22 protein-coding genes are annotated in these 22545 nt (G+C 70.2%); 5 read left to right on the top strand and 17 right to left on the bottom strand.

Features of this window, described 5'->3' with window-relative positions; genetic code table 11:
• From nuoK to ABZX40_RS38800, 11 genes are read right to left on the bottom strand one after another with little or no spacing between them, the layout of a single operon-like run.
• A complete protein-coding gene (nuoK, locus tag ABZX40_RS38850; RefSeq protein ID WP_073940625.1) occupies positions 1-300 on the bottom strand; it encodes an NADH-quinone oxidoreductase subunit NuoK in 300 nt (99 codons plus the stop codon).
• Positions 297-1139, bottom strand: coding sequence for an NADH-quinone oxidoreductase subunit J (locus ABZX40_RS38845; protein ID WP_355750087.1), 843 nt, complete (start codon positions 1137-1139; stop codon positions 297-299). Before ABZX40_RS38845 ends, nuoK begins: the two co-directional genes overlap by 4 nt.
• The gene (nuoI, locus tag ABZX40_RS38840) at positions 1136-1738 is read right to left on the bottom strand and encodes an NADH-quinone oxidoreductase subunit NuoI (protein ID WP_355750084.1); all 603 of its coding nucleotides are present in this window, start codon (positions 1736-1738) and stop codon (positions 1136-1138) included. Before nuoI ends, ABZX40_RS38845 begins: the two co-directional genes overlap by 4 nt.
• A complete protein-coding gene (nuoH, locus tag ABZX40_RS38835) occupies positions 1731-3098 on the bottom strand; it encodes an NADH-quinone oxidoreductase subunit NuoH (protein WP_355750081.1) in 1368 nt (455 codons plus the stop codon). Before nuoH ends, nuoI begins: the two co-directional genes overlap by 8 nt.
• Positions 3095-5599, bottom strand: coding sequence for an NADH-quinone oxidoreductase subunit G (locus tag ABZX40_RS38830; RefSeq protein ID WP_355750078.1), 2505 nt, complete (start codon positions 5597-5599; stop codon positions 3095-3097). The genes nuoH and ABZX40_RS38830 overlap by 4 nt, the downstream gene beginning before the upstream one ends.
• Positions 5596-6945 carry an NADH-quinone oxidoreductase subunit NuoF gene (gene nuoF / locus ABZX40_RS38825; RefSeq protein WP_355750075.1) on the bottom strand — a complete coding sequence of 450 codons (1350 nt, stop codon included), beginning with the start codon at positions 6943-6945 and terminating at the stop codon, positions 5596-5598. Before nuoF ends, ABZX40_RS38830 begins: the two co-directional genes overlap by 4 nt.
• Positions 6942-7799: an NADH-quinone oxidoreductase subunit NuoE gene (gene nuoE / locus ABZX40_RS38820; protein ID WP_355750072.1), complete on the bottom strand. Its 858-nt coding sequence runs from the start codon at positions 7797-7799 to the stop codon at positions 6942-6944. The genes nuoF and nuoE overlap by 4 nt, the downstream gene beginning before the upstream one ends.
• Positions 7796-9118, bottom strand: a complete 1323-nt coding sequence (locus ABZX40_RS38815) for an NADH-quinone oxidoreductase subunit D (RefSeq protein WP_355750069.1) — start codon at positions 9116-9118, stop codon at positions 7796-7798. Before ABZX40_RS38815 ends, nuoE begins: the two co-directional genes overlap by 4 nt.
• The gene (locus ABZX40_RS38810) at positions 9115-9870 is read right to left on the bottom strand and encodes an NADH-quinone oxidoreductase subunit C (protein WP_355750066.1); all 756 of its coding nucleotides are present in this window, start codon (positions 9868-9870) and stop codon (positions 9115-9117) included. The genes ABZX40_RS38815 and ABZX40_RS38810 overlap by 4 nt, the downstream gene beginning before the upstream one ends.
• Entirely contained in the window at positions 9867-10421 is a 555-nt protein-coding gene (locus tag ABZX40_RS38805) for an NADH-quinone oxidoreductase subunit B family protein (RefSeq protein ID WP_355750063.1), read from the bottom strand. Before ABZX40_RS38805 ends, ABZX40_RS38810 begins: the two co-directional genes overlap by 4 nt.
• A gap of 13 nt (positions 10422-10434) precedes the next feature.
• A complete protein-coding gene (locus ABZX40_RS38800) occupies positions 10435-10794 on the bottom strand; it encodes an NADH-quinone oxidoreductase subunit A (protein WP_007383963.1) in 360 nt (119 codons plus the stop codon).
• A gap of 866 nt (positions 10795-11660) precedes the next feature.
• On the opposite strand from ABZX40_RS38800, the gene ABZX40_RS38795 reads away from it, so the two are divergent.
• On the top strand, positions 11661-12530 hold the full coding sequence (locus ABZX40_RS38795; protein WP_355750060.1) for a C40 family peptidase: 870 nt from the start codon (positions 11661-11663) through the stop codon (positions 12528-12530).
• A 92-nt stretch (positions 12531-12622) separates the two neighbouring features.
• On the opposite strand, the gene ABZX40_RS38790 is transcribed toward ABZX40_RS38795, so the two are convergent.
• On the bottom strand, positions 12623-14521 hold the full coding sequence (locus ABZX40_RS38790; RefSeq protein ID WP_355750057.1) for an FAD-dependent oxidoreductase: 1899 nt from the start codon (positions 14519-14521) through the stop codon (positions 12623-12625).
• Between the two features lie 94 nt (positions 14522-14615).
• On the opposite strand from ABZX40_RS38790, the gene def reads away from it, so the two are divergent.
• Positions 14616-15242, top strand: coding sequence for a peptide deformylase (gene def, locus ABZX40_RS38785; protein ID WP_355750054.1), 627 nt, complete (start codon positions 14616-14618; stop codon positions 15240-15242).
• Between the two features lie 113 nt (positions 15243-15355).
• Here the strand turns inward: def and ABZX40_RS38780 are convergent, their stop codons facing one another.
• Positions 15356-16657 carry a geranylgeranyl reductase family protein gene (locus tag ABZX40_RS38780; protein ID WP_355750103.1) on the bottom strand — a complete coding sequence of 434 codons (1302 nt, stop codon included), beginning with the start codon at positions 16655-16657 and terminating at the stop codon, positions 15356-15358.
• Between the two features lie 213 nt (positions 16658-16870).
• Here ABZX40_RS38780 and ABZX40_RS38775 point away from each other — a divergent pair, with 213 nt between their 5' ends.
• Together ABZX40_RS38775 and ABZX40_RS38770 are read left to right on the top strand one after the other, a co-directional pair.
• On the top strand, positions 16871-17377 hold the full coding sequence (locus ABZX40_RS38775) for a GNAT family N-acetyltransferase (protein WP_355750051.1): 507 nt from the start codon (positions 16871-16873) through the stop codon (positions 17375-17377).
• 163 nt (positions 17378-17540) lie between these two features.
• Complete coding sequence (locus ABZX40_RS38770; protein ID WP_355750048.1) at positions 17541-17852, top strand: PASTA domain-containing protein; 312 nt, start codon at positions 17541-17543, stop codon at positions 17850-17852.
• A gap of 17 nt (positions 17853-17869) precedes the next feature.
• Here ABZX40_RS38770 and ABZX40_RS38765 read toward each other — a convergent pair whose 3' ends face one another.
• On the bottom strand, positions 17870-18565 hold the full coding sequence (locus ABZX40_RS38765; protein ID WP_355750046.1) for a demethylmenaquinone methyltransferase: 696 nt from the start codon (positions 18563-18565) through the stop codon (positions 17870-17872).
• A gap of 150 nt (positions 18566-18715) precedes the next feature.
• Between ABZX40_RS38765 and ABZX40_RS38760 the strand changes: the two genes are divergently transcribed.
• The gene (locus tag ABZX40_RS38760; protein WP_355750043.1) at positions 18716-19753 is read left to right on the top strand and encodes a chitinase; all 1038 of its coding nucleotides are present in this window, start codon (positions 18716-18718) and stop codon (positions 19751-19753) included.
• An 83-nt stretch (positions 19754-19836) separates the two neighbouring features.
• Here ABZX40_RS38760 and ABZX40_RS38755 read toward each other — a convergent pair whose 3' ends face one another.
• From ABZX40_RS38755 to ABZX40_RS38745, 3 genes are all read right to left on the bottom strand, one after another.
• A complete protein-coding gene (locus tag ABZX40_RS38755; RefSeq protein ID WP_355750040.1) occupies positions 19837-20442 on the bottom strand; it encodes a hypothetical protein in 606 nt (201 codons plus the stop codon).
• Between the two features lie 11 nt (positions 20443-20453).
• Positions 20454-21653 (bottom strand): cyclic dehypoxanthinyl futalosine synthase, encoded by a 1200-nt coding sequence (gene mqnC / locus ABZX40_RS38750; protein ID WP_355750037.1) that lies wholly within the window; start codon positions 21651-21653, stop codon positions 20454-20456.
• A gap of 190 nt (positions 21654-21843) precedes the next feature.
• A complete protein-coding gene (locus tag ABZX40_RS38745; protein WP_356009233.1) occupies positions 21844-22542 on the bottom strand; it encodes an A24 family peptidase in 699 nt (232 codons plus the stop codon).
• Between the last annotated feature and the right edge of the window lie 3 nt (positions 22543-22545).

Raw genomic sequence — 22545 nt, 5'->3', positions numbered from 1 at the left:
TTACAGCTTCATCAGGCTGGCGTCGTCGACCGAGGCCGAGTGGCGGGCGCGGAACAGGGACACGATGATCGCGAGTCCGACCACGACCTCGGCGGCGGCGACGACCATCGTGAAGAAGGCGATGATCTGTCCGTCGAGATTGCCGTGCATCCGGGAGAAGGCGACGAAGGCGAGGTTGCAGGCGTTGAGCATCAGCTCGACGCACATGAACAGCACGATCGCGTTCCGCCTGATCAGGACGCCGGTGGCGCCGATCGTGAACAGCAGGGCCGCGAGGTAGAGGTAATTGACCGGGTTCACTTGGACGCCTCCTCGGTCCGCTGGAAGTGCGGCGGCTCGATCTCGTCCCGCTCCAGCCGCTCCTGCGAGCGCTGCTCCAGGGCCTTGAGGTCGCTGATGGCCTCGGTGGACACATCGCGGATCTGGCCGCGCTCGCGCAGGGTCCGGTTGACCGTCAGCTCCGAGGGGGTGCCGTCGGGCAGCAGACCGGCGATGTCCACCGCGTTGTGCCGGGCGTACACGCCGGGGGCGGGCAGCGGCGGCAGGTGCTTGCCCTCGCGCACCCGCTGCTCGGCCAGCTCGCGCTGGGTCCGGGCGCGCTCGATGCGCTCGCGGTGGGTGAGCACCATGGCGCCGACGGCGGCGGTGATCAGCAGGGCGCCGGTGATCTCGAAGGCGAAGACGTACTTGGTGAAGATGAGGGAGGCGATGCCCTGGACATTGCCGCCCGCGTTGGCCGTCGCCAGGCCGTCGAACTGGTTCAGCGAGGCGTTGCCGATCCCGCCGATCAGCAGCGCGCCGAAGCCGAGACCGCACAGCAGGGCCAGCCAGCGCTGGCCTCTGATGGTCTCCTTCAGCGAGTCGGCGGCCGTGACCCCGACCAGCATCACCACGAAGAGGAACAGCATCATGATGGCGCCGGTGTAGACGATGATCTGCACCACGCCGAGGAAGTAGGCCCCGTTGGCGAGGTAGAACACCGCCAGGATGATCATGGTCCCGGCCAGACACAGCGCACTGTGCACGGCCCTCTTCATGAGTACGGTGCACAGGGCGCCGATCACCGCGACCGTGCCGAGGATCCAGAACTGGACGGCCTCGCCGGTGGAGGTGGAGTAGGCGGCGAGCTGCGCGCTCATGCGTCCACCCCCTCGTCCTCGGGCTTCTCGCCCTTGGAGACGGCGGGCTGCTGGACGGTGCCGGGGGCGGCCTCGGTGACCAGGCCCCGGTAGTAGTCCTGCTCGTCCATCCCGGGGTGGATCGCGTGCGGCGAGTCGACCATGCCCTCCTCCAGACCGGCGAGGAGCTGTTCCTTGGTGTAGATGAGGTTGGCGCGGCTGGAGTCGGCCAGCTCGAACTCATTGGTCATGGTCAGCGCGCGCGTGGGGCACGCCTCGATGCACAGACCGCACAGGATGCAGCGGGCGTAGTTGATCTGGTACACCCGCCCGTACCGCTCGCCCGGCGAGTAGCGCTCCTCGTCGGTGTTGTCGGCGCCCTCCACATAGATGGCGTCGGCGGGGCAGGCCCAGGCGCACAGCTCGCAGCCGACGCACTTCTCCAGGCCGTCCGGATGGCGGTTGAGCTGGTGCCGTCCGTGGAACCGGGGTGCGGTGGTCTTCTGCTGCTCCGGGTACTGCTCGGTCAGCCGCTTCTTGAACATGGCCTTGAAGGTCACGCCGAAGCCGGCCACGGGGTTCTGGAAACCGGGGTCGGTCTCCTTGGGCTCCTCAGCCATCGGACGCCTCCTTTCCATCCAGCGATCCGTCACTGTGAGTATCGGGCCCGCCACTGACAATCAGCTCCCGCTCCTGACGGGAACGGCGCCGGGGAACCGGCGGAAGCTCCTGTCCGGGCAGCGGCGGCACCGGGAATCCACCGGCCATCGGGTCGAACCCGGGGGTCTGGCCGGGCGGTTCGGGCGCCGGTTCGCCGCGGTCGCGGAACAGGTCGGCGATGAAGGAGACCAGCAGCAGGACAAGGACGGCGCCGCCGACGTACAGCGCGATATCGGCGAAGTCGTAGTTCTCGTTGCGCAGCGTCCGTACGGTCGCGACCAGCATCAGCCAGACCAGCGAGACCGGGATCAGCACCTTCCAGCCGAGCTTCATCAGCTGGTCGTAGCGGACGCGGGGCAGGGTGCCGCGCAGCCAGATGAAGAAGAACAGCAGCAGTTGCACCTTGAGGACGAACCAGAGCATCGGCCACCAGCCGTGGTTCGCGCCCTCCCAGAACGTGGAGATCGGCCAGGGCGCCCGCCAGCCGCCGAGGAACAGCGTCACCGACACCGCGGAGACCGTCACCATGTTCACGTACTCGGCGAGCATGAACATCGCGAACTTGATGGACGAGTACTCGGTGTTGAAGCCGCCCACCAGGTCGCCCTCGGACTCGGGCATGTCGAACGGGGCCCGGTTGGTCTCCCCGACCATGGTGACGATGTAGATGAGGAAGGAGACCGGCAGCAGGATCACGTACCAGCGGTCCGCCTGCGCGTCCACGATCGCCGAGGTGGACATGGAGCCCGAGTACAGGAAGACGGAGGCGAAGGCGGCGCCCATGGCGATCTCGTACGAGATCATCTGGGCGGCGGAGCGCAGACCGCCGAGCAGCGGGTAGGTGGAGCCGCTGCTCCAGCCGGCCAGGACGATGCCGTAGACGCCGACCGAGGCGACCGCGAGGATGTAGAGCAGCGCGATCGGCAGGTCGGTGAGCTGCATCGTGGTGCGCTGGCCGAAGATCGAGATCTCGTTGCCGGCCGGTCCGAAGGGGATCACCGCGATCGCCATGAACGCCGGGATGGCGGCCACGATCGGCGCAAGGACATAGACCGCCTTGTCGGCGCGCTTGACGATCAGGTCTTCCTTGAGCATCAGCTTGATGCCGTCGGCGAGCGACTGGAGCATGCCCCAGGGGCCGTGCCGGTTGGGCCCGATGCGCAGCTGCATCCAGGCGACGACCTTGCGCTCCCAGACGATGGAGAACAGCACGGTCACCATCAGGAAGGCGAAGCAGAAGACCGCCTTGATGACGACCAGCCACCAGGGGTCGCGGCCGAACAGCGAGAGGTCCTCGGCGGCGAGGAAGTACGGGCTCATGCCCCGGCCTCCTTGGGGGCCTCGTCGGCGGGGGCCGCCGGACCGATACGGACGAGGGAGCCGGGCAGGGCACCGGTGTCGGAGGCGACCCCGCCGCCGGTGGAGTTCAGCGGGAGCCAGACCACCCGGTCGGGCATCTCGGTGACCTCCAGCGGCAGTTCCACGGTTCCGGCGGGGCCGGTCACCACCAGCGGCGCACCGTCGGCGACCCCCGCCTCCACGGCAGTGGCGGCCGACACCCGCGCGCGGGCGGCGTGCCGGGTGCCCGCGAGGGCGCTGTCGCCCTGCTGGAGGACGCCCCGGTCGAGCAGCAGCCGGTGCCCGGCGAGGACCGCCTCGCCCGCGGCCGGACGGGGCACCTGGGCGCCGCTCTCGCGGGGCTCTCCCGCGCGGGGCCCGCCCCAGGAGCCGAGCCGGTCGATCTCCGAGCGGGTGGTCCGCAGATCCGGCAGGCCCAGATGGACGTCCATGGCGTCCGCCAGCATCTGGAGCACCCGGGCGTCGGTCGGCGGCAGCGGGCGGGTCATCTGGTCGGGCTTGAGGGCGGCGTCGAAGAACCGCACCCGGCCCTCCCAGTTGAGGAAGGTGCCCGCCTTCTCGGCGACCGCGGCGACCGGCAGCACCACATCGGCGCGCCGGGACACCTCACTGGGCCGCAGTTCCAGCGACACCAGGAAGCCGACCGCGTCGAGGGCCTCCCGCGCGCGGGCCGGGTCCGGCAGATCGGCGGTCTCCACCCCGGCGACCAGCAGCGCCTGGAGTTCGCCGGAGACGGCGGCCTCCACGATCTGCCCGGTGTCCCGGCCGTAGCGGTGCGGGAGTTCGGCCACGCCCCATACGGCCGCGACCTCCTCCCGCGCGCGCGGGTCGGTCGCCGGGCGCCCGCCCGGCAGCAGCGACGGCAGCGCACCGGCCTCGATCGCCCCGCGCTCCCCGGCCCGCCGGGGGATCCACACCAGCCGCGCCCCGGTGGCGGTCGCGGCCCGCACGGCGGCCGTCAGCCCGCCCGCCACCGCGGCCAGCCGCTCGCCGACGACGATGACGGCGCCCTCGGCCCGCAGCGCCTCGGCGGCCTGCTCACCGGGCGCCTCCAGGCCGACCCCGCCGGCCAGCGCGTCCAGCCACTCGGTCTCGGTGCCGGGCGCGGCCGGCAGCAGTGTGCCGCCCGCCTTCTGAAGACCCCGGGTGACATGGGTGGCCAGCGAGAACACCCGCTGCCCGTGCCCCCGCCACGCCTTGCGCAGCCGCAGGAAGACGCCGGGCGCCTCCTCCTCGGACTCGAACCCGGCGAGCAGCACGGCCGGCGCCTTCTCCAGCAGGCCGTACGTGACACCCGTACCGTCGAGGTCGCGGCCCCGGCCCGCGATGCGGGCGGCGAGGAAGTCGGCCTCCTCACCGCTGTGGACGCGGGCCCGGAAGTCGATGTCGTTGGTGTCCAGCGCCACGCGCGCGAACTTGCTGTAGGCGTAGGCGTCCTCGATGGTGAGCCGTCCGCCGGTGAGCACCCCGGTACGGCCGCGCGAGGCGAGCAGGCCCTGCGCGGCGATCTGGAGCGCCTCGGGCCAGGACGCCGGTTCGAGATCGCCCTCGGCGTTGCGCACCAGGGGGGTTCCCAGCCGGTCGCGCTGCTGGGCGTAGCGGAACCCGAAGCGGCCCTTGTCGCAGATCCACTCCTCGTTGACCTCGGGGTCGTTGGCGGCGAGCCGCCGCATGACCTTGCCGCGCCGGTGGTCGGTGCGGGTGGCGCAGCCGCCGGCGCAGTGCTCGCACACACTGGGCGTGGAGACCAGGTCGAAGGGGCGGGAGCGGAACCGGTAGGCGGCCGAGGTGAGCGCGCCGACCGGGCAGATCTGGATGGTGTTGCCGGAGAAGTACGACTCGAACGGGTCGCCCTCGCCGGTGCCGACCTGCTGGAGCGCGCCGCGTTCCAGGAGTTCGATCATCGGGTCGCCGGCGATCTGGTTGGAGAAGCGGGTGCAGCGGGCGCACAGCACACAGCGCTCGCGGTCCAGCAGCACCTGGGTGGAGATCGGGACCGGCTTCTCGAAGGTGCGCTTCCTGCCCTCGAAGCGGGAGTCGGACTGGCCGTGCGACATGGCCTGGTTCTGGAGCGGGCACTCACCGCCCTTGTCGCAGACCGGGCAGTCCAGCGGGTGGTTGATGAGCAGCAGCTCCATCACCCCGTGCTGGGCCTTCTCGGCGACCGGGGAGGACAGCTGGGTCTTGACGACCATCCCGTCGGTGCAGGTGATGGTGCAGGACGCCATCGGCTTGCGCTGGCCCTCGACCTCCACGATGCACTGGCGGCAGGCGCCGACCGGGGCGAGGAGCGGATGGTCGCAGAACCGGGGGATCTCGATGCCGAGCTGCTCGGCGGCCCGGATGACCAGGGTGCCCTTGGGCACACTGATCTCCGCGCCGTCGATGGTCAGCGATACGAGGTCCTCCGGCGGGACCGCCGCCTCTCCCCCGCCGGTGGGGGCGCTGGTGGTCACGGTCATGCGTTCACCTCCGGGCGGTCCGCCCAGGCTGTCGACTTGGCCGGGTCGAAGGGGCAGCCCCGGCCCGTGATGTGCTGCTCGTACTCCTCGCGGAAGTACTTCAGCGAGGAGAAGATCGGTGCCGCGGCGCCGTCGCCGAGGGCGCAGAAGGACTTGCCGTTGATGTTGTCGGCGATGTCGTTCAGCTTGTCGAGGTCGGACAGGGTGCCCTTGCCCGCCTCGATGTCACGGAGCAACTGGACCAGCCAGTAGGTGCCTTCGCGGCAGGGCGTGCATTTGCCGCAGGACTCATGGGCGTAGAACTCGGTCCACCGGGTGACGGCGCGCACCACGCAGGTCGTCTCGTCGAAGCACTGGAGTGCTTTGGTGCCGAGCATGGAACCCGCGGCGCCCACTCCTTCGTAGTCAAGAGGGACGTCGAGGTGCTCGTCGGTGAACATCGGGGTCGAGGAGCCGCCCGGCGTCCAGAACTTGAGTCGGTGGCCGGGGCGCATCCCGCCGCCCATCTCCAGGAGTTGGCGCAGGGTGATGCCGAGCGGGGCCTCGTACTGGCCGGGGGAGGCGACATGGCCGCTGAGCGAGTAGAGCGTGAAGCCCGCGGACTTCTCGCTGCCCATCGACCTGAACCATTCCTTGCCCTTATGCAGGATCGCGGGAACGGAAGCGATCGACTCGACGTTATTCACCACAGTCGGGCAGGCATAGAGGCCCGCGACAGCAGGGAAGGGAGGACGCAGCCGCGGTTGGCCGCGGCGGCCTTCGAGCGAGTCGAGCAGCGCGGTCTCCTCACCGCAGATGTACGCGCCCGCGCCCGCGTGCACGGTGATGTCGAGGTCGAGCCCGCTGCCCAGGATGTTCTCGCCGAGGAAGCCGGCCGCATACGCCTCGGCGACCGCCGAGTGCAGCCGCCGCAGCACGGGGACGACTTCACCGCGGAGATAGATGAAGGCATGCGACGACCTGATGGCGTAACACGCGATGATCATGCCCTCGATGAGGCTGTGCGGGTTCGCGAAGAGGAGCGGGATGTCCTTGCAGGTCCCGGGCTCCGATTCGTCGGCGTTGACAACTAGATAGTGCGGCTTTCCATCGCCCTGCGGGATGAACTGCCACTTCATGCCCGTGGGGAATCCGGCCCCGCCGCGTCCGCGCAGACCGGAGTCCTTGACGTAGGCGATCAGATCGTCCGGTGACATGGCGAGCGCCTTGCGCAGACCCTCGTAGCCCTCGTGCCGCCGGTAGACGTCCAGTGTCCAGGACCGGTCCTCGTCCCAGAACGCGGACAGCACGGGTGCGAGCAGTTTCTCCGGGCTCGTGCCCTTCAGCTCGGGTGCCAAGGTCATCACTCCCCCTCCTCGGCGACCGGCCCCGCCGGGTGGGCGGGGTCCGATGCCGATGTGTCCTGCGGCGCGTCGTGCGAGCTGAGGTGTTCGGTGGACGGTGCTGCGTCCTGGGGTGCCCCGGGGGCCGCGTCGCGCGGGTGGACCACCCGGGCGGCTCCGGTCTCGCCCTTGGCCAGGCGCAGCCCGATCAGGGAGGCGGCTCCGGCGCTGCCGCCGGCGGCGACGGCTCCCTCGCGCTCGTCGGGGAAACCGGCCAGGATCCGGGCGGTCTCCTTGAAGGTGCACAGCGGCGCCCCGCGCGTGGGGGTCACCTCACGGCCGGCCCGCAGATCGTCGACCAGCCGCTTGGCGCTCCCCACGGTCTGGTTGTCGAAGAACTCCCAGTTGACCATCACGACCGGCGCGAAGTCGCAGGCCGCGTTGCACTCGATGTGCTCCAGGGTGACCTTGCCGTCGTCGGTGGTCTCGTTGTTGCCGACGGCCAGATGCTCCTGGAGCGCCTCGAAGATGGCGTCGCCGCCCATCACCGCGCACAGCGTGTTGGTGCACACCCCCACCTGGTAGTCGCCGGACGGGCGGCGCCGGTACATGGTGTAGAAGGTGGCGACGGCGGTGACCTCGGCCGTGGTCAGGGCGAGCATGTCCGCGCAGAACTGCATCCCGGTGCGGGTGACATGGCCCTCCTCCGACTGGACGAGGTGCAGCAGGGGCAGCAGGGCGGAGCGGGAGTCGGGGTAGCGGGCGATCACCTCGCGCGCGTCCCGCTCCAGCCGGGCGCGGACATCGTCCGGGTAGGCGGGCGCGGGCAGTTCGGGCATGCCCAGGCTGACGCCGCGCTCCGAAGAAGAGGTGGTCACCGGTCGACGCCTCCCATCACGGGGTCGATGGACGCGACGGCGACGATGACATCGGCGACCTGGCCGCCCTCGCACATCGCCGCCATGGCCTGAAGGTTGGTGAAGGACGGGTCGCGGAAGTGGACCCGGAAGGGGCGGGTGCCGCCGTCGGAGACGGCATGGACCCCGAGTTCGCCCTTGGGCGACTCGACGGCGGTGTACGCCTGGCCGGGCGGGACCCGGAAGCCCTCGGTGACCAGCTTGAAGTGGTGGATCAGGGCCTCCATGGAGGTGCCCATGATCGTCTTGATGTGGTCGAGGGAGTTGCCGAGCCCGTCGGGGCCCAGGGCGAGCTGGGCGGGCCAGGCGATCTTCTTGTCCCCGACCATGACCGGGCCGGGCTCCAGCCGGTCCAGGCACTGCTCGACGATCCTGAGCGACTGGCGCATCTCCTCCAGCCGGATCAGGAAGCGGCCGTAGGAGTCGCAGGTGTCGGCGGTCGGGATGTCGAAGTCGTAGGTCTCGTAGCCGCAGTACGGCTGGGCCTTGCGCAGGTCGTGGGGCAGGCCGGTGGAGCGCAGGATCGGGCCGGTGGCGCCCAGCGCCATGCAGCCGGCCAGGTCCAGATAGCCGATGTCCTGCATCCGCGCCTTGAAGATGGGGTTCCCGGTGGCGAGCTTGTCGTACTCGGGGAGGTTCTTGCGCATCTTCTTGATGAACGCGCGGATCTGGTCGACCGCGCCGGGCGGCAGGTCCTGGGCGAGTCCGCCGGGGCGGATGTAGGCGTGGTTCATGCGCAGACCGGTGATCAGCTCGTACAGGTCGAGGATCATCTCGCGGTCGCGGAAGCCGTAGATCATGATCGTGGTCGCGCCCAGTTCCATCCCGCCGGTGGCGATGCACACCAGGTGGGAGGAGAGCCGGTTCAGCTCCATCAGGAGGACCCGGATGATCGTGGCGCGGTCGGGGATCTCGTCCTCGATGCCGAGGAGCTTCTCGACGGCCAGGCAGTAGCCGGTCTCATTGAAGAAGGACGTCAGGTAGTCCATGCGCGTGACGAAGGTGGTGCCCTGCGTCCACGTGCGGAACTCCAGGTTCTTCTCGATGCCGGTGTGGAGGTAGCCGATGCCGCAGCGGGCCTCGGTGACCGTCTCGCCGTCGATCTCCAGGATGAGCCGGAGCACTCCGTGGGTGGAGGGGTGCTGGGGGCCCATGTTGACGACGATGCGTTCGTCGTCGGCGCGGGCGGCGGACTGGACGACCTCGTCCCAGTCGCCACCGGTGACCGTGTAGACGGTGCCCTCGGTGGTCTCCCGCGGGGTGGCGTGCTGTGTGCTCATGAGTACGACCTCCGCTGGTCCGGAGCCGGGATCTGGGCGCCCTTGTACTCGACGGGGATGCCGCCGAGGGGGTAGTCCTTGCGCTGCGGATGGCCCTGCCAGTCGTCCGGCATCATGATCCGCGTCAGGGCCGGGTGACCGTCGAAGACGATGCCGAAGAAGTCGTACGTCTCGCGCTCGTGCCAGTCGTTGGTCGGGTAGACCGGGACCAGGGACGGGATGTGCGGGTCGCTGTCGGGGGCGCTCACCTCCAGCCGGAGCAGCCGGTTGTGGGTGATCGAGCGCAGATGGTAGACGGCGTGCAGCTCGCGCCCCTTGTCGTGCGGGTAGTGGACACCGCTGACGCCGGTGCACAGCTCGAAGCGCAGGGCCGGGTCGTCGCGCAGGGTGCGGGCGACGCGGACCAGGTGCTCGCGCTCGATGTGGAAGGTCAGCTCACCGCGGTCGACGACCGTCTTGCCGATGGCGTTCTCGGGGACCAGGCCCTGTTCCTCCAGGGCGCCCTCCAGTTCGTCGGCGACCTCGTCGAACCAGCCGCCGTAGGGGCGGGAGGAGGCGCCGGGGAGGCGGACGGGGCGGACCAGGCCGCCGTAGCCGGAGGTGTCGCCGCCGTTGTTGGCGCCGAACATGCCGCGCTGGACGCGGATCTCCTCGCCGCCGTCGCCGCGCCGGCCGGGGAGGTTGGCGGCGGCGAGGTCCTTCTCGGGGTTCACCCCGTCCGGGGCCCCGCCGGTGCCGTTGGCGTCGCTCATCGCAGCAGCCCCTTCATCTCGATCGTCGGCAGGGCCTTCAGCGCCGCTTCCTCCGCCTCCCGGGCCGCCTCCTGGGCGTTCACCCCGAGGGGGGTGCTCTGGATCTTCTGGTGGAGCTTGAGGATCGCGTCCAGCAGCATCTCGGGGCGCGGCGGACAGCCGGGGAGATAGATGTCGACCGGGACGACATGGTCGACGCCCTGGACGATGGCGTAGTTGTTGAACATGCCGCCCGAGGACGCGCAGACGCCCATGGAGATGACCCACTTGGGGTTGGGCATCTGGTCGTAGACCTGCCGCAGCACCGGCGCCATCTTCTGGCTGACCCGGCCGGCCACGATCATCAGGTCGGCCTGGCGCGGTGAGCCGCGGAAGACCTCCATGCCGAAGCGGGCGAGGTCGTAGCGGCCGGCGCCGGTGGTCATCATCTCGATGGCACAGCAGGCGAGGCCGAAGGTGGCCGGGAAGACGGACGACTTGCGCACCCAGCCCGCGGCCTGCTCGACGGTGGTCAGCAGGAATCCGCTCGGCAGCTTTTCTTCGAGTCCCATGGCTAAAGGCCCCTCAGTCCCATTCCAGGCCGCCGCGCCGCCATACATACGCGTAGGCGACGAAGACGGTGAGCACGAAGAGCAGCATCTCCACGAGCCCGAACACACCCAGGGCGTCGAAGGTGACGGCCCATGGGTAGAGGAAGACGATCTCGATGTCGAAGACGATGAAGAGCATCGCCGTCAGGTAGTACTTGATGGGGAAGCGCCCGCCGCCGGCCGGCGTGGGGGTCGGCTCGATTCCGCACTCGTAGGCTTCGAGCTTGGCGCGGTTGTACCGCTTCGGACCGATCAGCGTGGCCATGACCACGGAGAAGATCGCAAAGCCTGCCCCGAGGGCTCCCAGTACGAGGATGGGCGCATACGCGTTCACCGCTCCTCGCTCCTCTCAGTCGGCACTGACTGCTGGCGGTGGTGCATGGGCTCACATCCGCCCCACCAGTCCCACGAGGTCCACTCGTCCCGGCGAAGATCGAGAACATGTGAAGCAGGTCACAAGCCCAACTGCTCCGCATCTTATGCCCGCCGCTCTGTGATCTGCGACACGGGGTATTACACAAGCTTTGTGATCTCCACCACCTGACGAAGGATCATGAAGTCGGATGAGCGGTGATCTTCATACTGGAAGCAGCCGAGCGATCACCAATCGCGACATCCTCGGCCGCCCGCGCGACTAAAGGGCAGCTCAGAGGCGTCTCGGAAGGAGCGTCTCCATATCAAGAGAGTTCCGCTGCATGCAAATTGGCGGTGGACGGGAGCGCTTGATAGAGGGGCGCATTCACACATGAGGGCGAGGTGTCGGGTCAGGTGTGGACGTGTGCATACATTCACGAGCCGATCAGGAGTGATCCATACCGAATCACCTGGATCCACACCGATTTAGCTAAATCTGAACCGATCTCATCGAATCCCATCGGATCTCAGCTGATCTGATCACATGCGCCCCGATCGAGCCTGAACCGGCGTACCGGCCAAGCGGCCCGTACAAGACGCAGCCACCCCCGGAGACCGTTCCGTGACCTCCGCCACATTCATGAGAGGTGGCTGAGAACCGGGCTTGGCCAACCTTCGTCACCGATGGTAGGTGCGGGGCAATTCGGACGTAACCGCGAAAGCCCATGATCACAGGCGTATTACGGCCCGTCCACAATGTCCGTTACGGCGTCAATAAAGAGTGACACGCCCGGGATTCATCACGCCGATTGAACAACTGTGGCGCAGCACACGTTCCTTGAAGGTATGGAGGAGCCCCTGATACCGGTTGGTCCCATGTCCCACACCGCTCACATACGCAGCCACCGGAAACCCCGGCCCCGCAGCGCCTCGTCGCTCGCGCTGAAGGCCGGAGTGGCCGGTGGCATCCTCAGCACCGTGGCCGTCGGTTCGGCCTCGGCTTCGGCGAACGCCGCCGAGCCGGTGACGCAGACGCTCGAACTGCCCACCCTGACGTCGGACCTGTCCGTCCAGGTGTCCAAGTCGGCCCACGCCACCCAGCTGGCCGCCGCCAACTACGAGCTGCGGGCCGAGCGTGACGCCGCCGCGGCCGAGGCCGCGAAGAAGGCCAAGGCCGATCTCGCGGAGGCGAAGAAGAAGGCCGCGGCCAAGAAGAAGGCCGAGGAAGCCCGCAAGGAGGCCGCCGAGCGCGCGGCCCGCGACGCCGAGCGCACCGCGCTGGCCACCGCGTCCTCGCCCGCCTCGTCGCCCTCGTCGTCCTCGTCCGACAGCGGCTCCGAGTCGACCGCCTCCCCTGCCAGCGGCAGCGTCGGCACCGTCATCGCCTTCCTCAAGGCCCAGCTCGGCGACGCCTATGTCATGGGCGCCACCGGCCCCAACGCCTGGGACTGCTCCAGCCTGGTGCAGGCCGCGTTCAAGCAGGTCGGCGTCGATCTGCCGCGGGTCTCGCAGGACCAGTCGACGGTCGGCACCGAGGTCGGCACGTCCAACCTCCAGGTCGGGGACATCCTGTACTGGGGCGGCAAGGGCTCCGCGTACCACACCGGTGTCTACATCGGAAACGGCCAGTACCTCGACGCGGCGAACCCGTCGAAGGGTGTCGTCATCCAGGATCTGTCCGGCTACCCGGCGTCGGGCGCGGTCCGCGTCCTCTGACCCCGCCGGTCACCGGGCCACCGGATCACCGGGCCACCGGATCACCGGCCTGGGGTGACGGGACGACCGCTCCGGCGCTGCCGCCGTCCCCGTCACCCCAGGTCGAAGGTATTGGGCAGCCCCAGCCCGTACCGCACCTCGTCCACCCGCTTCAACGGCTCGAACTCCGGTGGGCGGTACAGCTCGAACACCTCGCACCGGGGCGCGTCCGAGCCCTCCGCGTCCAGCAGCGCGTTCACGGCGTGGCGCGCGGACTCGTTGGCGCCCTCCATGGTCGCGAGGTCCACGTCGGTGCGGACATAGTCCCCGGCGAGAAAGAGGTTGGGCACCCGGGTGCGGGCCGTGGGCCGGTGGTACAGGGTGCCGGTCGGATGGACGAGCAACTGCTCCCGGTTCTGCGGATCGGGCCCGCCCAGCCCCGTCACCGCCGGATCCATGAACCAGCCGAGCCGGTCGGCGTCGGTGAGGGTGGTCTTGCCGGAGTCGTTGAGGCTGTCCTTGAGCTGGGCCCAGAGTTCGGCGACGACCTCCTCCCGGGTGCACTCGCGTGCCGTCTTCCCATACAGGATGCCGGGTTTGTCCCACTCGGAGATGATCGCGGAGAGACAGTCCCGCGCCCGGCCGTCGCCGTAGTCGCGGGCGAAGTCCCGGCCGTCCCAGAACTGGGCCTGCCCGATCGCGGTCACCGACCAGGGCGAGTCCAGGCAGTTGACGTGGCCGTGTACCACGGGGGTGGGGGTGCGCAGATAGAACATCACGCCGGTCATCCAGTCGGTGGTCAGCGCGTCACAGCGGGCGAGCTGCGGGTCGGCCGCGCGCAGGGCCGGTCCCCAGGTCCGGCGGGCGTGCTCGACGGGCAGCGCGCAGACGTAGTGGTCGGCACGGACGGTACGGACCTGCCCGCCCTCGCCACGGCTCCGCCCACCGTCACCGCGACCCCGTCCGCCCTCGTCCTGTCGGCTGGGTCCGCCCGCCCGCGGGGCGACGCGTACGCCGGTGACGCGTCCGGCCTCGTACTCGATCTCGCGCACCTCGGTGCCGAGGACGAATTCCACGCCCAGTGAGCGCAGATACCGCTCCCAGGGGTCGATCCACGCCTCGCTGGTCGGGGCGTTGAGCACCCGGTCGATATCGGCGTCCGGGCCGTCCATGCCCCGGCCGAGCAGGCCCCACAGCATCAGGGCCTCGATGATGACGCGGCCGACGGTCCGGGTGGAGGCGGCCTCCGCGCGGGTGGCGACCAGATTGCGGGTCAGGCCGACGCCGAGGAGCGTGCCGTACTCGGTGCTCATCTCTCCCGCGCGGATGAAGTCCCACCAGGCGGTCCGCTCCCACTGGCCCTCGCGCCGGGCGTCGCAGCTGGTGAGGTGGACGAGGAGCCGGCCGGCGAAGTAGGCCGCCTCGTGGGCGGGCAGCCGGGTGCCGAGGTCCAGGACGGACAGCAACTGGTCGCGGAGCCAGCTCGGGGTGAGACTGCCCAGGTCGGGCGGGGTGGTGAGGCGGCGCAGCGGGACATGCAGATCGGGCCGGCCGTCGGCGCGGGCGAACAGGGCTTCGGTGCCGTTGCGGAGATTGCCGCGGACGCCGTCGGCGTTGCCGGGGAACGGGATGCGGCGCATGGTGTCCGGGAGGTTCCGGTAGAAGCCCGGGAAGAAGCGGAAGCCGTGCTCGCCGGGGAGCGGCGCGCGCCCTCCGGCGGCGGTGCCGGGGACGTCCATCGAGCGGGCCTTGCCGCCGAGCGCGTCGTAGTACTCGTAGACGGTGACGCGGTAGCCGCGCTCGGCGAGTTCCTGGGCGGCGCTCAGGCCGGAGACACCACCGCCGAGGACGGCGACCCGCGGGGCCGGGGCGGAACGGGCGGCGCCGTGGGTCGTCCCCGCGGCGAGGAGGCCGGTGGCCGCACCGGCACCGGCACCGGCGAGGAAGCGGCGGCGGGTCGCGCCTCCGTTCGGGGCGTCGGGCAGCTGATGTGGGGGGTGTTCCGTGGTCATGGGCAGGGGAGGGTACGGACGGACGGCCGGGGCCGAAAGGACGGTTACCGGCCACTCACGTCAACACACCCACACCGAAAGGCAGGACAGACCCATGCCCAGCGTCTTCGTCCAGGGACGGCCCCTCGCCTCCTACCCCCCGCTCGCGCCCGAGGCACGGCGCGGCACCGTCCGGCGGATCACCGAGTTCGGCGCGGAGGTGCTGCACAAGCCCTGCCGGGACATCACCGAGTTCGGACCGGACCTCGCCGCGCTGATCGACGACATGTTCCTGACCATGTACGTCGCCGAGGGCGCCGGGCTCGCCGCGAACCAGGTCGGCGTCGACTTGCGCCTGTTCGTCTACGACTGCCCGGACGACGACGGGGTGCGGCATGTCGGACACCTCGTCAACCCGGTGCTGGACCCACTCACCCCGGACGAGCGACAGCTGATCGAGGAGGGCGAGGGCTGTCTGTCGGTGCCGGGCGCCACGGTGGAGGTGCCGCGCCCTGACCGGGCCGTGGTGCGCGGCTACGACCGCGAGGGGCAGCCGCTGGTGATCGAGGGGACCGGGTACTTCGCCCGCTGCCTCGCCCATGAGACCGACCATGTCAACGGGCAGCTCTATCTCGACCGGCTGTCCCGGCGCGACCGCAAGGAGGCCCTGCGGCAGACGGAGGACCGCCGGGAGCGGGTCTATGCGCGGCGGGCCGCGAGGGAGCGGGCGCTGAGGGGGTGACGGCCATGGGGTGACAGCCATGGGGTGACGGCGATAGGGGGTGCCCCGATGACTTTGGTCAAGGGGCACCCCCACTCACCCAGCGGAGCGCAACGCCCCGGCGGGACGCGACGTCACGCCTTCGGCGCCACCTTGCTCAGCCCATTGATGATCCGGTCCATCGCGTCGCCGCCCGTCGGGTCGGTCAGGTTGGCGAGGAGCTTGAGGGTGAACTTCATCAGCAGCGGATGGGTCAGACCCCGCTCCGTCGCGAGCTTCATCACCTTCGGGTTGCCGATCAGCTTCACGAAGGCACGGCCCATCGTGTAGTAGCCGCCGTAGGTGTCCTTCAGGACCCGCGGATAGCGCCGGAGGGCGATCTCGCGCTGGGCCGGGGTCGCGCGGGCGAACGCCTGGACGACGATCTCGGCGGCGATCTGCCCGGACTCCATGGCGTAGGCGATGCCCTCGCCGTTGAACGGGTTCACCAGCCCGCCCGCGTCGCCGACCAGCAGCAGCCCGCGGGTGTAGTGCGGCTGGCGGTTGAAGGCCATCGGCAGGGCCGCGCCGCGGATCGGGCCGGTCATGTTGTCGGGGGTGTAGCCCCAGTCCTCCGGCATGGAGGCGCACCACGCCTTGAGGATCTCCCGCCAGTCCAGTTCCTTGAAGGACGACGAGGTGTTCAGGACGCCGAGGCCCACATTGGACGTGCCGTCGCCCATGCCGAAGATCCAGCCGTAGCCGGGGAGCAGCCGGTCCTCGGCGCCGCGCCGGTCCCAGAGTTCCAGCCAGGACTCCAGGTAGTCGTCCTCGTGGCGGGGGGAGGTGAAGTACGTCCGGACGGCGACGCCCATCGGGCGGTCCTCGCGGCGGTGCAGGCCCATCGCCAGGGACAGCCGGGTGGAGTTGCCGTCGGCGGCGACGACCAGCGGGGCGTGGAAGGTGACTTCGCGCTTGTCGGTGGAGTCGGGGTCGCCGAGCTTGGCCCGCACCCCGGTGATCCGGCCGGTGCGGTCGTCCACGATCGGCTCGCCCACATTGCAGCGCTCGTACAGCCGCGCGCCCGCCTTCTGGGCCTGCCGGGCGAGCTGCTCGTCGAAGTCGTCGCGCTTGCGGACGAGTCCGTAGTTCGGGTAGGACGCCAGATCGGGCCAGTCGAGCTGGAGCCGGGAGCCGCCGCCGATGATGCGCAGCCCCTTGTTGCGCAGCCAGCCGGCCTCCTCGGAGATGTCGATGCCCATGGCGACCAGCTGCTTCACGGCGCGCGGAGTGAGCCCGTCGCCGCACACCTTCTCGCGCGGGAAGGCGGTCTTCTCCAGCAGCAGGACATCGAGTCCGGCACGGGCGAGGTGGTAGGCGGTGGTGGAGCCGGCCGGCCCCGCGCCCACGACGATCACATCGGCGGTGTTGTCCGACAGACCCGACTGGTCCGCCAGGTCTGACTGGTCCGCCGGGTCTGACTGGTCCGCCGGGTCTGACTGGTCCGCCAGGTCTGACTGGTCCGCCGGGTCCGCCGGGTCCGACAGGGGCTCGATCAGTGGCTCGGTCACGACTGGGATCTCCCCGGGGCTCGAAATCTGCGTGCCGCCCGGCACTGGACATGGGCAGTCTATTCAGCAGAATTGATCAACCGGCCGAAGGGATGCCCTGTGAACCCAGCTCCGCCCGTGGTACGGCTGCGGGTCCCCACCGACGAGGACGCGGTGGCCTGGCACCGGGTCTTCGACGACCCGGACGTCATGGAGTTCCACGGCGGACGCAGCAGCGAGCTGTCCGTCTACGAGGAGCTGACCGCCCGCCAGCGCCGCCACGACGCCGAGCACGGCTTCTGCCTCTGGACCCTGCTGGACGAGCGGGACCAGGTGCTCGGCTTCACCGGCGCGCAGCCCTGGCCGGGCGACTGGGGCCCCCAGGGCGAGATCGAGATCGGCTGGCGGCTGGGGCGCGCGCACTGGGGCAAGGGCTATGTCACCGCCGGCGCGCGGCTCACCCTGGAGCGGCTGCGAGCCGGGCGCACGGCACGGGTCGTCGCCATGGTCAACGCCCGCAACACCCGCTCGATCGCGGTGACCCAGCGACTCGGTATGCGGCTGGCGGAGACCTTCATGACCCCGGAGACCCAGCAGCAGGGCCACTGCTACCGGCTCGACCTCTGAGGGATCACCCGGCCCCGACCCCCACGACTCCCCCGACTCATCACCTTGAGTAATCGTCGGCTACAGAAAGACACTTGACGCTTCCGATCGACGCCCCCGTGCGGTTACCCTGCCAGTACCGCAGGGGGTGACATCTGTGCACATACCACCCAAGACGCCCGAAGTGCGCGTACCGAAGCTGGTCGGACTGATGGCCGTGGACGCCCGCGACACCGCCGAGACGCACGGAGTCCTGCTCGCCGCGCCCGACAGACCCGACTTCCATCTCACCGTCGTCGACCATGTCGTACGGCAGTATCCGCCGCCCGGGGTCGAGGTCCCGCGCGGTGCGGTGGTCACCGTCTGGTTCGATCTGGGTGAGGGGGAGGGCGGAGGCGGCGCGGGTGTGCGTGAGCCCCGGGTGCCGAGGCCGCCGAGCGGCGGGATGCAGCGGGAGCTGGGTGCGCCGGGAGACGCGTTCGAGCCGATGCACTGAACGCCGTCCGCATGGACTCAGTCCCCCTTGAACCCCCGGTGCAGCGCCACCACACCCCCCGACAGGTTCCGCCACGCCACCCGCGACCAGCCCGCCGACTTCAGCCGCTCGGCCAGTTCGGGCTGGTCGGGCCAGGCGCGGATGGACTCGGCGAGATAGACGTACGCGTCCGGGTTGGAGCACACCGTCCGGGCCAGCGGCGGCAGCGCCCGCATCAGATACTCGGTGTAGACGGTCCGGAAGGGCGCCCAGGTCGGCTGCGAGAACTCGCAGATCACCACGCGCCCGCCCGGTCGGGTCACCCGGTACATCTCGCGCAGCGCGGCATCGGTGTCCTGCACATTGCGCAGCCCGAAGGAGATCGTCACGGCGTCGAAGACATCGTCCCTGAACGGCAGCCGGGTCGCGTCCCCCGCCGTGAACGGCATCCAGGAGTGCCGCTCCTTGCCGACCTGGAGCATCCCGAGCGAGAAGTCGCACGGCACGACATAGGCACCGGCGCGGGTGAACGGCAGCGAGGAGGTGGCCGTACCGGCGGCCAGGTCCAGCACCTTCTGCGCGGGCCGGGCGTCGACCGCCCTGGCCACCTCCTTGCGCCAGACCCGGTCCTGGCCGAGGGAGAGGACATCGTTGGTGAGGTCGTAGCGGGCGGCCACGTCGTCGAACATCGTGGCGACTTCGTGCGGCTGCTTGTTCAGGGAGGCGCGGGTCACGGGCCCATTCTTGCAGCCTGCCCCCGGCACCCGGCTCGTGCCTCAGGCATCCGGAACCGGGCATTCGACCCCATCGGCCCCTCCCCCGACATACCTTGTCCCTCAACTGGCACAACGGGAACAGAAGTCGTGGAAACGGGTGGGTGTGCGATGAGGGGTCTGCTGCGGCCTGCGGCCGGACTGGGTTTCGTACTGGCCGTGGCAGCGGGTGGCACGGGGTGCTCCGCCGGTGAGGACGACCGTACGGACGCGGAGTCCTCCGGCAAGCCGTCCCTCTCCGCCCCGGCGACGGACGAGACCGCGGCGGAGGGCGGCAACGGCGGCAGCGGGACGGCTTACGCCCCTTACGTCATCGCCACCACCCCCTCGCTGGTCGACGGGGCGGGAGCGCCGCAGTCGTACAACCTGGCCTTCGTGCTCTCCGACGGGAAGGGGTGCACGCCGATGTGGGACGGGGTGGTGGCGATCGACGACGCGGCGATACCGACCCGGATCTCGATGCTGACCGGTTCCGGCGCCGATGTCCGGGTCTCCTTCGGCGGCGCCGACGGCGAGGAACTCGCGGCGGTCTGCGGCAGCGCGGAGGAACTGGCGCGGGCCTACGGGGCGGCCCTGGACGCGGCCGGGGCCGATAAGGCCGACTTCGACATCGAGGGCGACGACCTCGGTGACGCGGAGTCGGTCGAGCGGCGCAACGAGGCGATCGCGCTGCTCCAGAGCGAGCGGGCCGAGCTGGAGGTGTCGTACACCCTGCCCGTGATGCCGTCCGGGCTGGAGGAGGACGGCCTCGATCTGCTGGCGTCCGCCGAGGAGAAGGGCGTCGAGGTCCACACGGTCAATCTGATGACCATGAACTACGGCGAGTCCTTCGACGGTGACATGGGGGACTACGCGATCGAGGCGGCGGGCGCGGCGCACGGACAGCTGATGGACGTGTTCGGGCGCACGGAGGCCGAGGCGTGGGGCGGGATGGCGCTGACCTCGATGATCGGCGTGAACGATGTGAAGGGCGAGACGTTCACGGTCGAGGACGCCGGGCAGGTGCGGGGGTTCGCCGAGGAGAAGGGCATCGGGTGGGTGTCGATGTGGGCGGCGTACCGGGACCGGGCGTGTGCGCAGGGGCAGACGACGGAGTGCAGTGGGGTGGAGCAGGAGGAGGGGGCGTTCGGGGAGGCGTTCGGGGGGTGACGGGTTGAGTTCCTCGCCCAGAGCGGGGACCTCCGGGGGACCTCACAGGGGGGTACCCCCAGCGACCCCGAAGGCAACATCATTCACCGGCGTCGATAGACGATCCGCCCCTCCACCACCGTCGCCACGCACGTCCCCGACGCCCCCCTTTCCGCCAGCTCCCCTTCATCCTTGACATCGAAGACCGCGAACCGGGCCGCCGAGCCCTCCTGACGATCCGGGGCGAAGTCCGCCGGGATTCCGCAGGCGAAGGGGTCGAGGGAGGCAGGGCCCTGGGGTTCGCCCAGCCGCCCCACGGTCCCGATCCCGGACCGCCGTACGGCAGCCGCGACCGCCGGGCGGGTCGGGCTGCCCGCCACCGCGACCGTCCCATGGGCCAGCATCCGCTGGACGCCCCGGCGGGCGCTCGCGCCCCAGCGGGTGTCGTCCGGGCGCAGGGCGTCCAGGGCGGGGCCGGTCAGCGGCTCGGTGCCGAGGGTGTCGGCCTCGCGGGGGTCGGGATGGTAGGCGTGGTCGAGGAGTTCGGGCCCGTAGAGGTTGACCAGTCCGGCGGTGAGGATGCCGGGCCAGCGGCGCAGTCGGGCGGCCGGGAACGCGGCGGTCAGGGTGTCCAGGTCACCGACGGCCGCGATCCACTCCCCCCGTACCGCGTACGCCCGCCCCCGGCCGTCGGTGTGGATGGTCAGCACGGGAGCGGCGGTCAGCTGGAGGCGAGGAGCTTCAGCTCCGGGTGGGCCGTGCCGCCCTCGATGGCGGTGGAGGAGATATGGGACATGACCCGCTCGTCCACCGGGTCGTTCGCCGGGTCATCGTGCACGACGAGGTGCTGGTAGGTGGTGGAGCGCTGGGCCGGGGTGCGGCCGGCGCCGCGGATCATCTCGATCATCTCCAGCAGATTGGAGCGGTGCCGGGCACCGGCCGCGGAGACGACGTTCTCCTCCAGCATGATCGAGCCGAGGTCGTCGGCGCCGTAGTGCAGGGTGAGCTGGCCGGCGTCCTTGCCGGTGGTGAGCCAGGAGCCCTGGATATGGGCGATGTTGTCGAGGAAGAGCCGGGCGACGGCGATCATCCGCAGGTACTCGAAGATGGTGGCCTGCGTACGGCCCTTGAGGTGGTTGTTCTGCGGCTGGTAGAGGTACGGGATGAAGGCGCGGAAGCCGCCCGTCCGGTCCTGTACGTCACGGATCATCCGCAGATGCTCGATGCGCTCGGCGTTGGTCTCGCCGGTGCCCATCAGCATGGTGGAGGTGGACTCCACGCCCATCCCATGGGCCGTCTCCATGATCTCCAGCCAGCGCTCGCCGCTCTCCTTGAGCGGGGCGATGGCCTTGCGGGGCCGCTCGGGCAGCAGTTCGGCACCGGCGCCGGCGAAGGAGTCGAGACCGGCGGTGTGGATGCGCCGGATGGCCTCCTCCACCCCGACCCTGCTGATCCGGGCCATGTGCTCGACCTCGCTGGCCCCCAGGCTGTGGATGACGAGCTGCGGGAAGTCCTTCTTGATCGCCGCGAAGTGCTCCTCGTAGTACTCCACGCCGTAGTCCGGGTGGTGGCCGCCCTGGAACATGATCTGCGTGCCGCCGAGTTCGACGGTCTCCGCGCAGCGGCGCAGGATGTCGTCCAGATCCCGGGTCCAGCCCTTGTCCTTGGCCTTCGGCGGGGCGTAGAAGGCACAGAACTTGCAGGCGGTGACGCAGACGTTGGTGTAGTTGATGTTGCGCTCGATGATGTACGTCGCGATGTGCTCCACCCCGGCGTACCGGCGGCGGCGTACGGCGTCGGCGGCGGCGCCGAGGGCGTGCAGCGGGGCGTCGCGGTAGAGGACGAGCGCCTCCTCGGGCGTGATCCGCCCCCCATCGGCGGCACGGTCCAGCACGGACTGAAGGTCGGCCTTCTCGCTCACCGAAGCGTCCCTTTCGTCGGAGGTCGGGACCGGGTCCCGGGGTCTTCCGGCTGGTCTTCCGGATGTTTTTCCGGTTGGTCTTCCGGATGCTCCTCCGGAAGCACTCCCGGTTGGTCTTCCGGTTGGTCTTCCGAACAGATCTTCCGGACGGACTGAACCAGCCTACGTCAGCCTTTTTCACGCGACGGCGTCAGCCCGCCGCCACCGCCCCCAGCACCACCCCCGCGTACACCCCGCCCAGCAGGAACGGCCCGAACGGGATCGTGGAGCGGCGGTTCGCGCGGCGCAGGGCGATGAGGAGGAGGCCGTAGAGGGCGCCGGAGGCGAAGGCGGTGAAGGTGCCGACGAGGACCGTCGGCCAGCCGTACCAGCCGAGGGACGCGCCCGCGGCGAGGGAGAGCTTCACATCGCCGAAGGCCAGGCCGGAGGGGTTGAGGAGGTGGAGGGCGAGGTAGAGCGCGGCCAGGGCGGGGGTGGCGAGCAGGGCCGTCGGCCAGTCGCCCGCGTGGGCCGGGAGCAGGGCGGCGAGGCCGAGGGCGGCCGGGATCGCCGCCGCGAGGGGGAGGGTGAGCAGGTCGGGGAGGCGGTGGACGCGGATGTCCACGACCGCGAGGAGGACCGCCACGGGGGTGGCGAGAAGCCAGACGGCGAGTTCCGGGCGGGGGCCGGTCGCCGCGGCGAGGCCCGCGCAGAGGACGGCGGTGAGGGCGGGGAGGGGGAGGCTGCGGGTCGGTATCGGCCAGGGGGGCAGGGGGGTGCCGTCCGGGGCGGTGCGGCGCCAGGGCTGGTCCGGGGGGACGGACAGGCGGTACGCGGCGCTGGTCAGCAGGCTGCCGGTCGCCGCGCCCCAGAGGAGAGCCACGGCCATCAAGGACGCGATTGTTGCCATCGG

The organism is Streptomyces sp. NPDC004610, from assembly GCF_040609715.1.
GTDB lineage: Bacteria > Actinomycetota > Actinomycetes > Streptomycetales > Streptomycetaceae > Streptomyces.
The sequence above is the reverse complement of the archived record's forward strand: the minus strand, read 5'-3'. Positions and strand labels throughout refer to the sequence as shown.

Bases quoted from the DNA above. Each gene is read 5' to 3' on its own strand.
- ABZX40_RS38845 (WP_355750087.1), bottom strand. From the start codon at position 1,139: ATGAGCGCGCAGCTCGCCGCCTACTCCACCTCCACCGGCGAGGCCGTC.
- nuoI (WP_355750084.1), bottom strand. From the start codon at position 1,738: ATGGCTGAGGAGCCCAAGGAGACCGACCCCGGTTTCCAGAACCCCGTG.
- nuoH (WP_355750081.1), bottom strand. From the start codon at position 3,098: ATGAGCCCGTACTTCCTCGCCGCCGAGGACCTCTCGCTGTTCGGCCGC.
- ABZX40_RS38830 (WP_355750078.1), bottom strand. From the start codon at position 5,599: ATGACCGTGACCACCAGCGCCCCCACCGGCGGGGGAGAGGCGGCGGTC.
- ABZX40_RS38815 (WP_355750069.1), bottom strand. From the start codon at position 9,118: ATGAGCACACAGCACGCCACCCCGCGGGAGACCACCGAGGGCACCGTC.
- ABZX40_RS38810 (WP_355750066.1), bottom strand. From the start codon at position 9,870: ATGAGCGACGCCAACGGCACCGGCGGGGCCCCGGACGGGGTGAACCCC.
- ABZX40_RS38805 (WP_355750063.1), bottom strand. From the start codon at position 10,421: ATGGGACTCGAAGAAAAGCTGCCGAGCGGATTCCTGCTGACCACCGTC.
- ABZX40_RS38795 (WP_355750060.1), top strand. From the start codon at position 11,661: ATGGAGGAGCCCCTGATACCGGTTGGTCCCATGTCCCACACCGCTCAC.
- ABZX40_RS38790 (WP_355750057.1), bottom strand. From the start codon at position 14,521: ATGACCACGGAACACCCCCCACATCAGCTGCCCGACGCCCCGAACGGA.
- def (WP_355750054.1), top strand. From the start codon at position 14,616: ATGCCCAGCGTCTTCGTCCAGGGACGGCCCCTCGCCTCCTACCCCCCG.
- ABZX40_RS38760 (WP_355750043.1), top strand. From the start codon at position 18,716: ATGAGGGGTCTGCTGCGGCCTGCGGCCGGACTGGGTTTCGTACTGGCC.
- ABZX40_RS38745 (WP_356009233.1), bottom strand. From the start codon at position 22,542: ATGGCAACAATCGCGTCCTTGATGGCCGTGGCTCTCCTCTGGGGCGCG.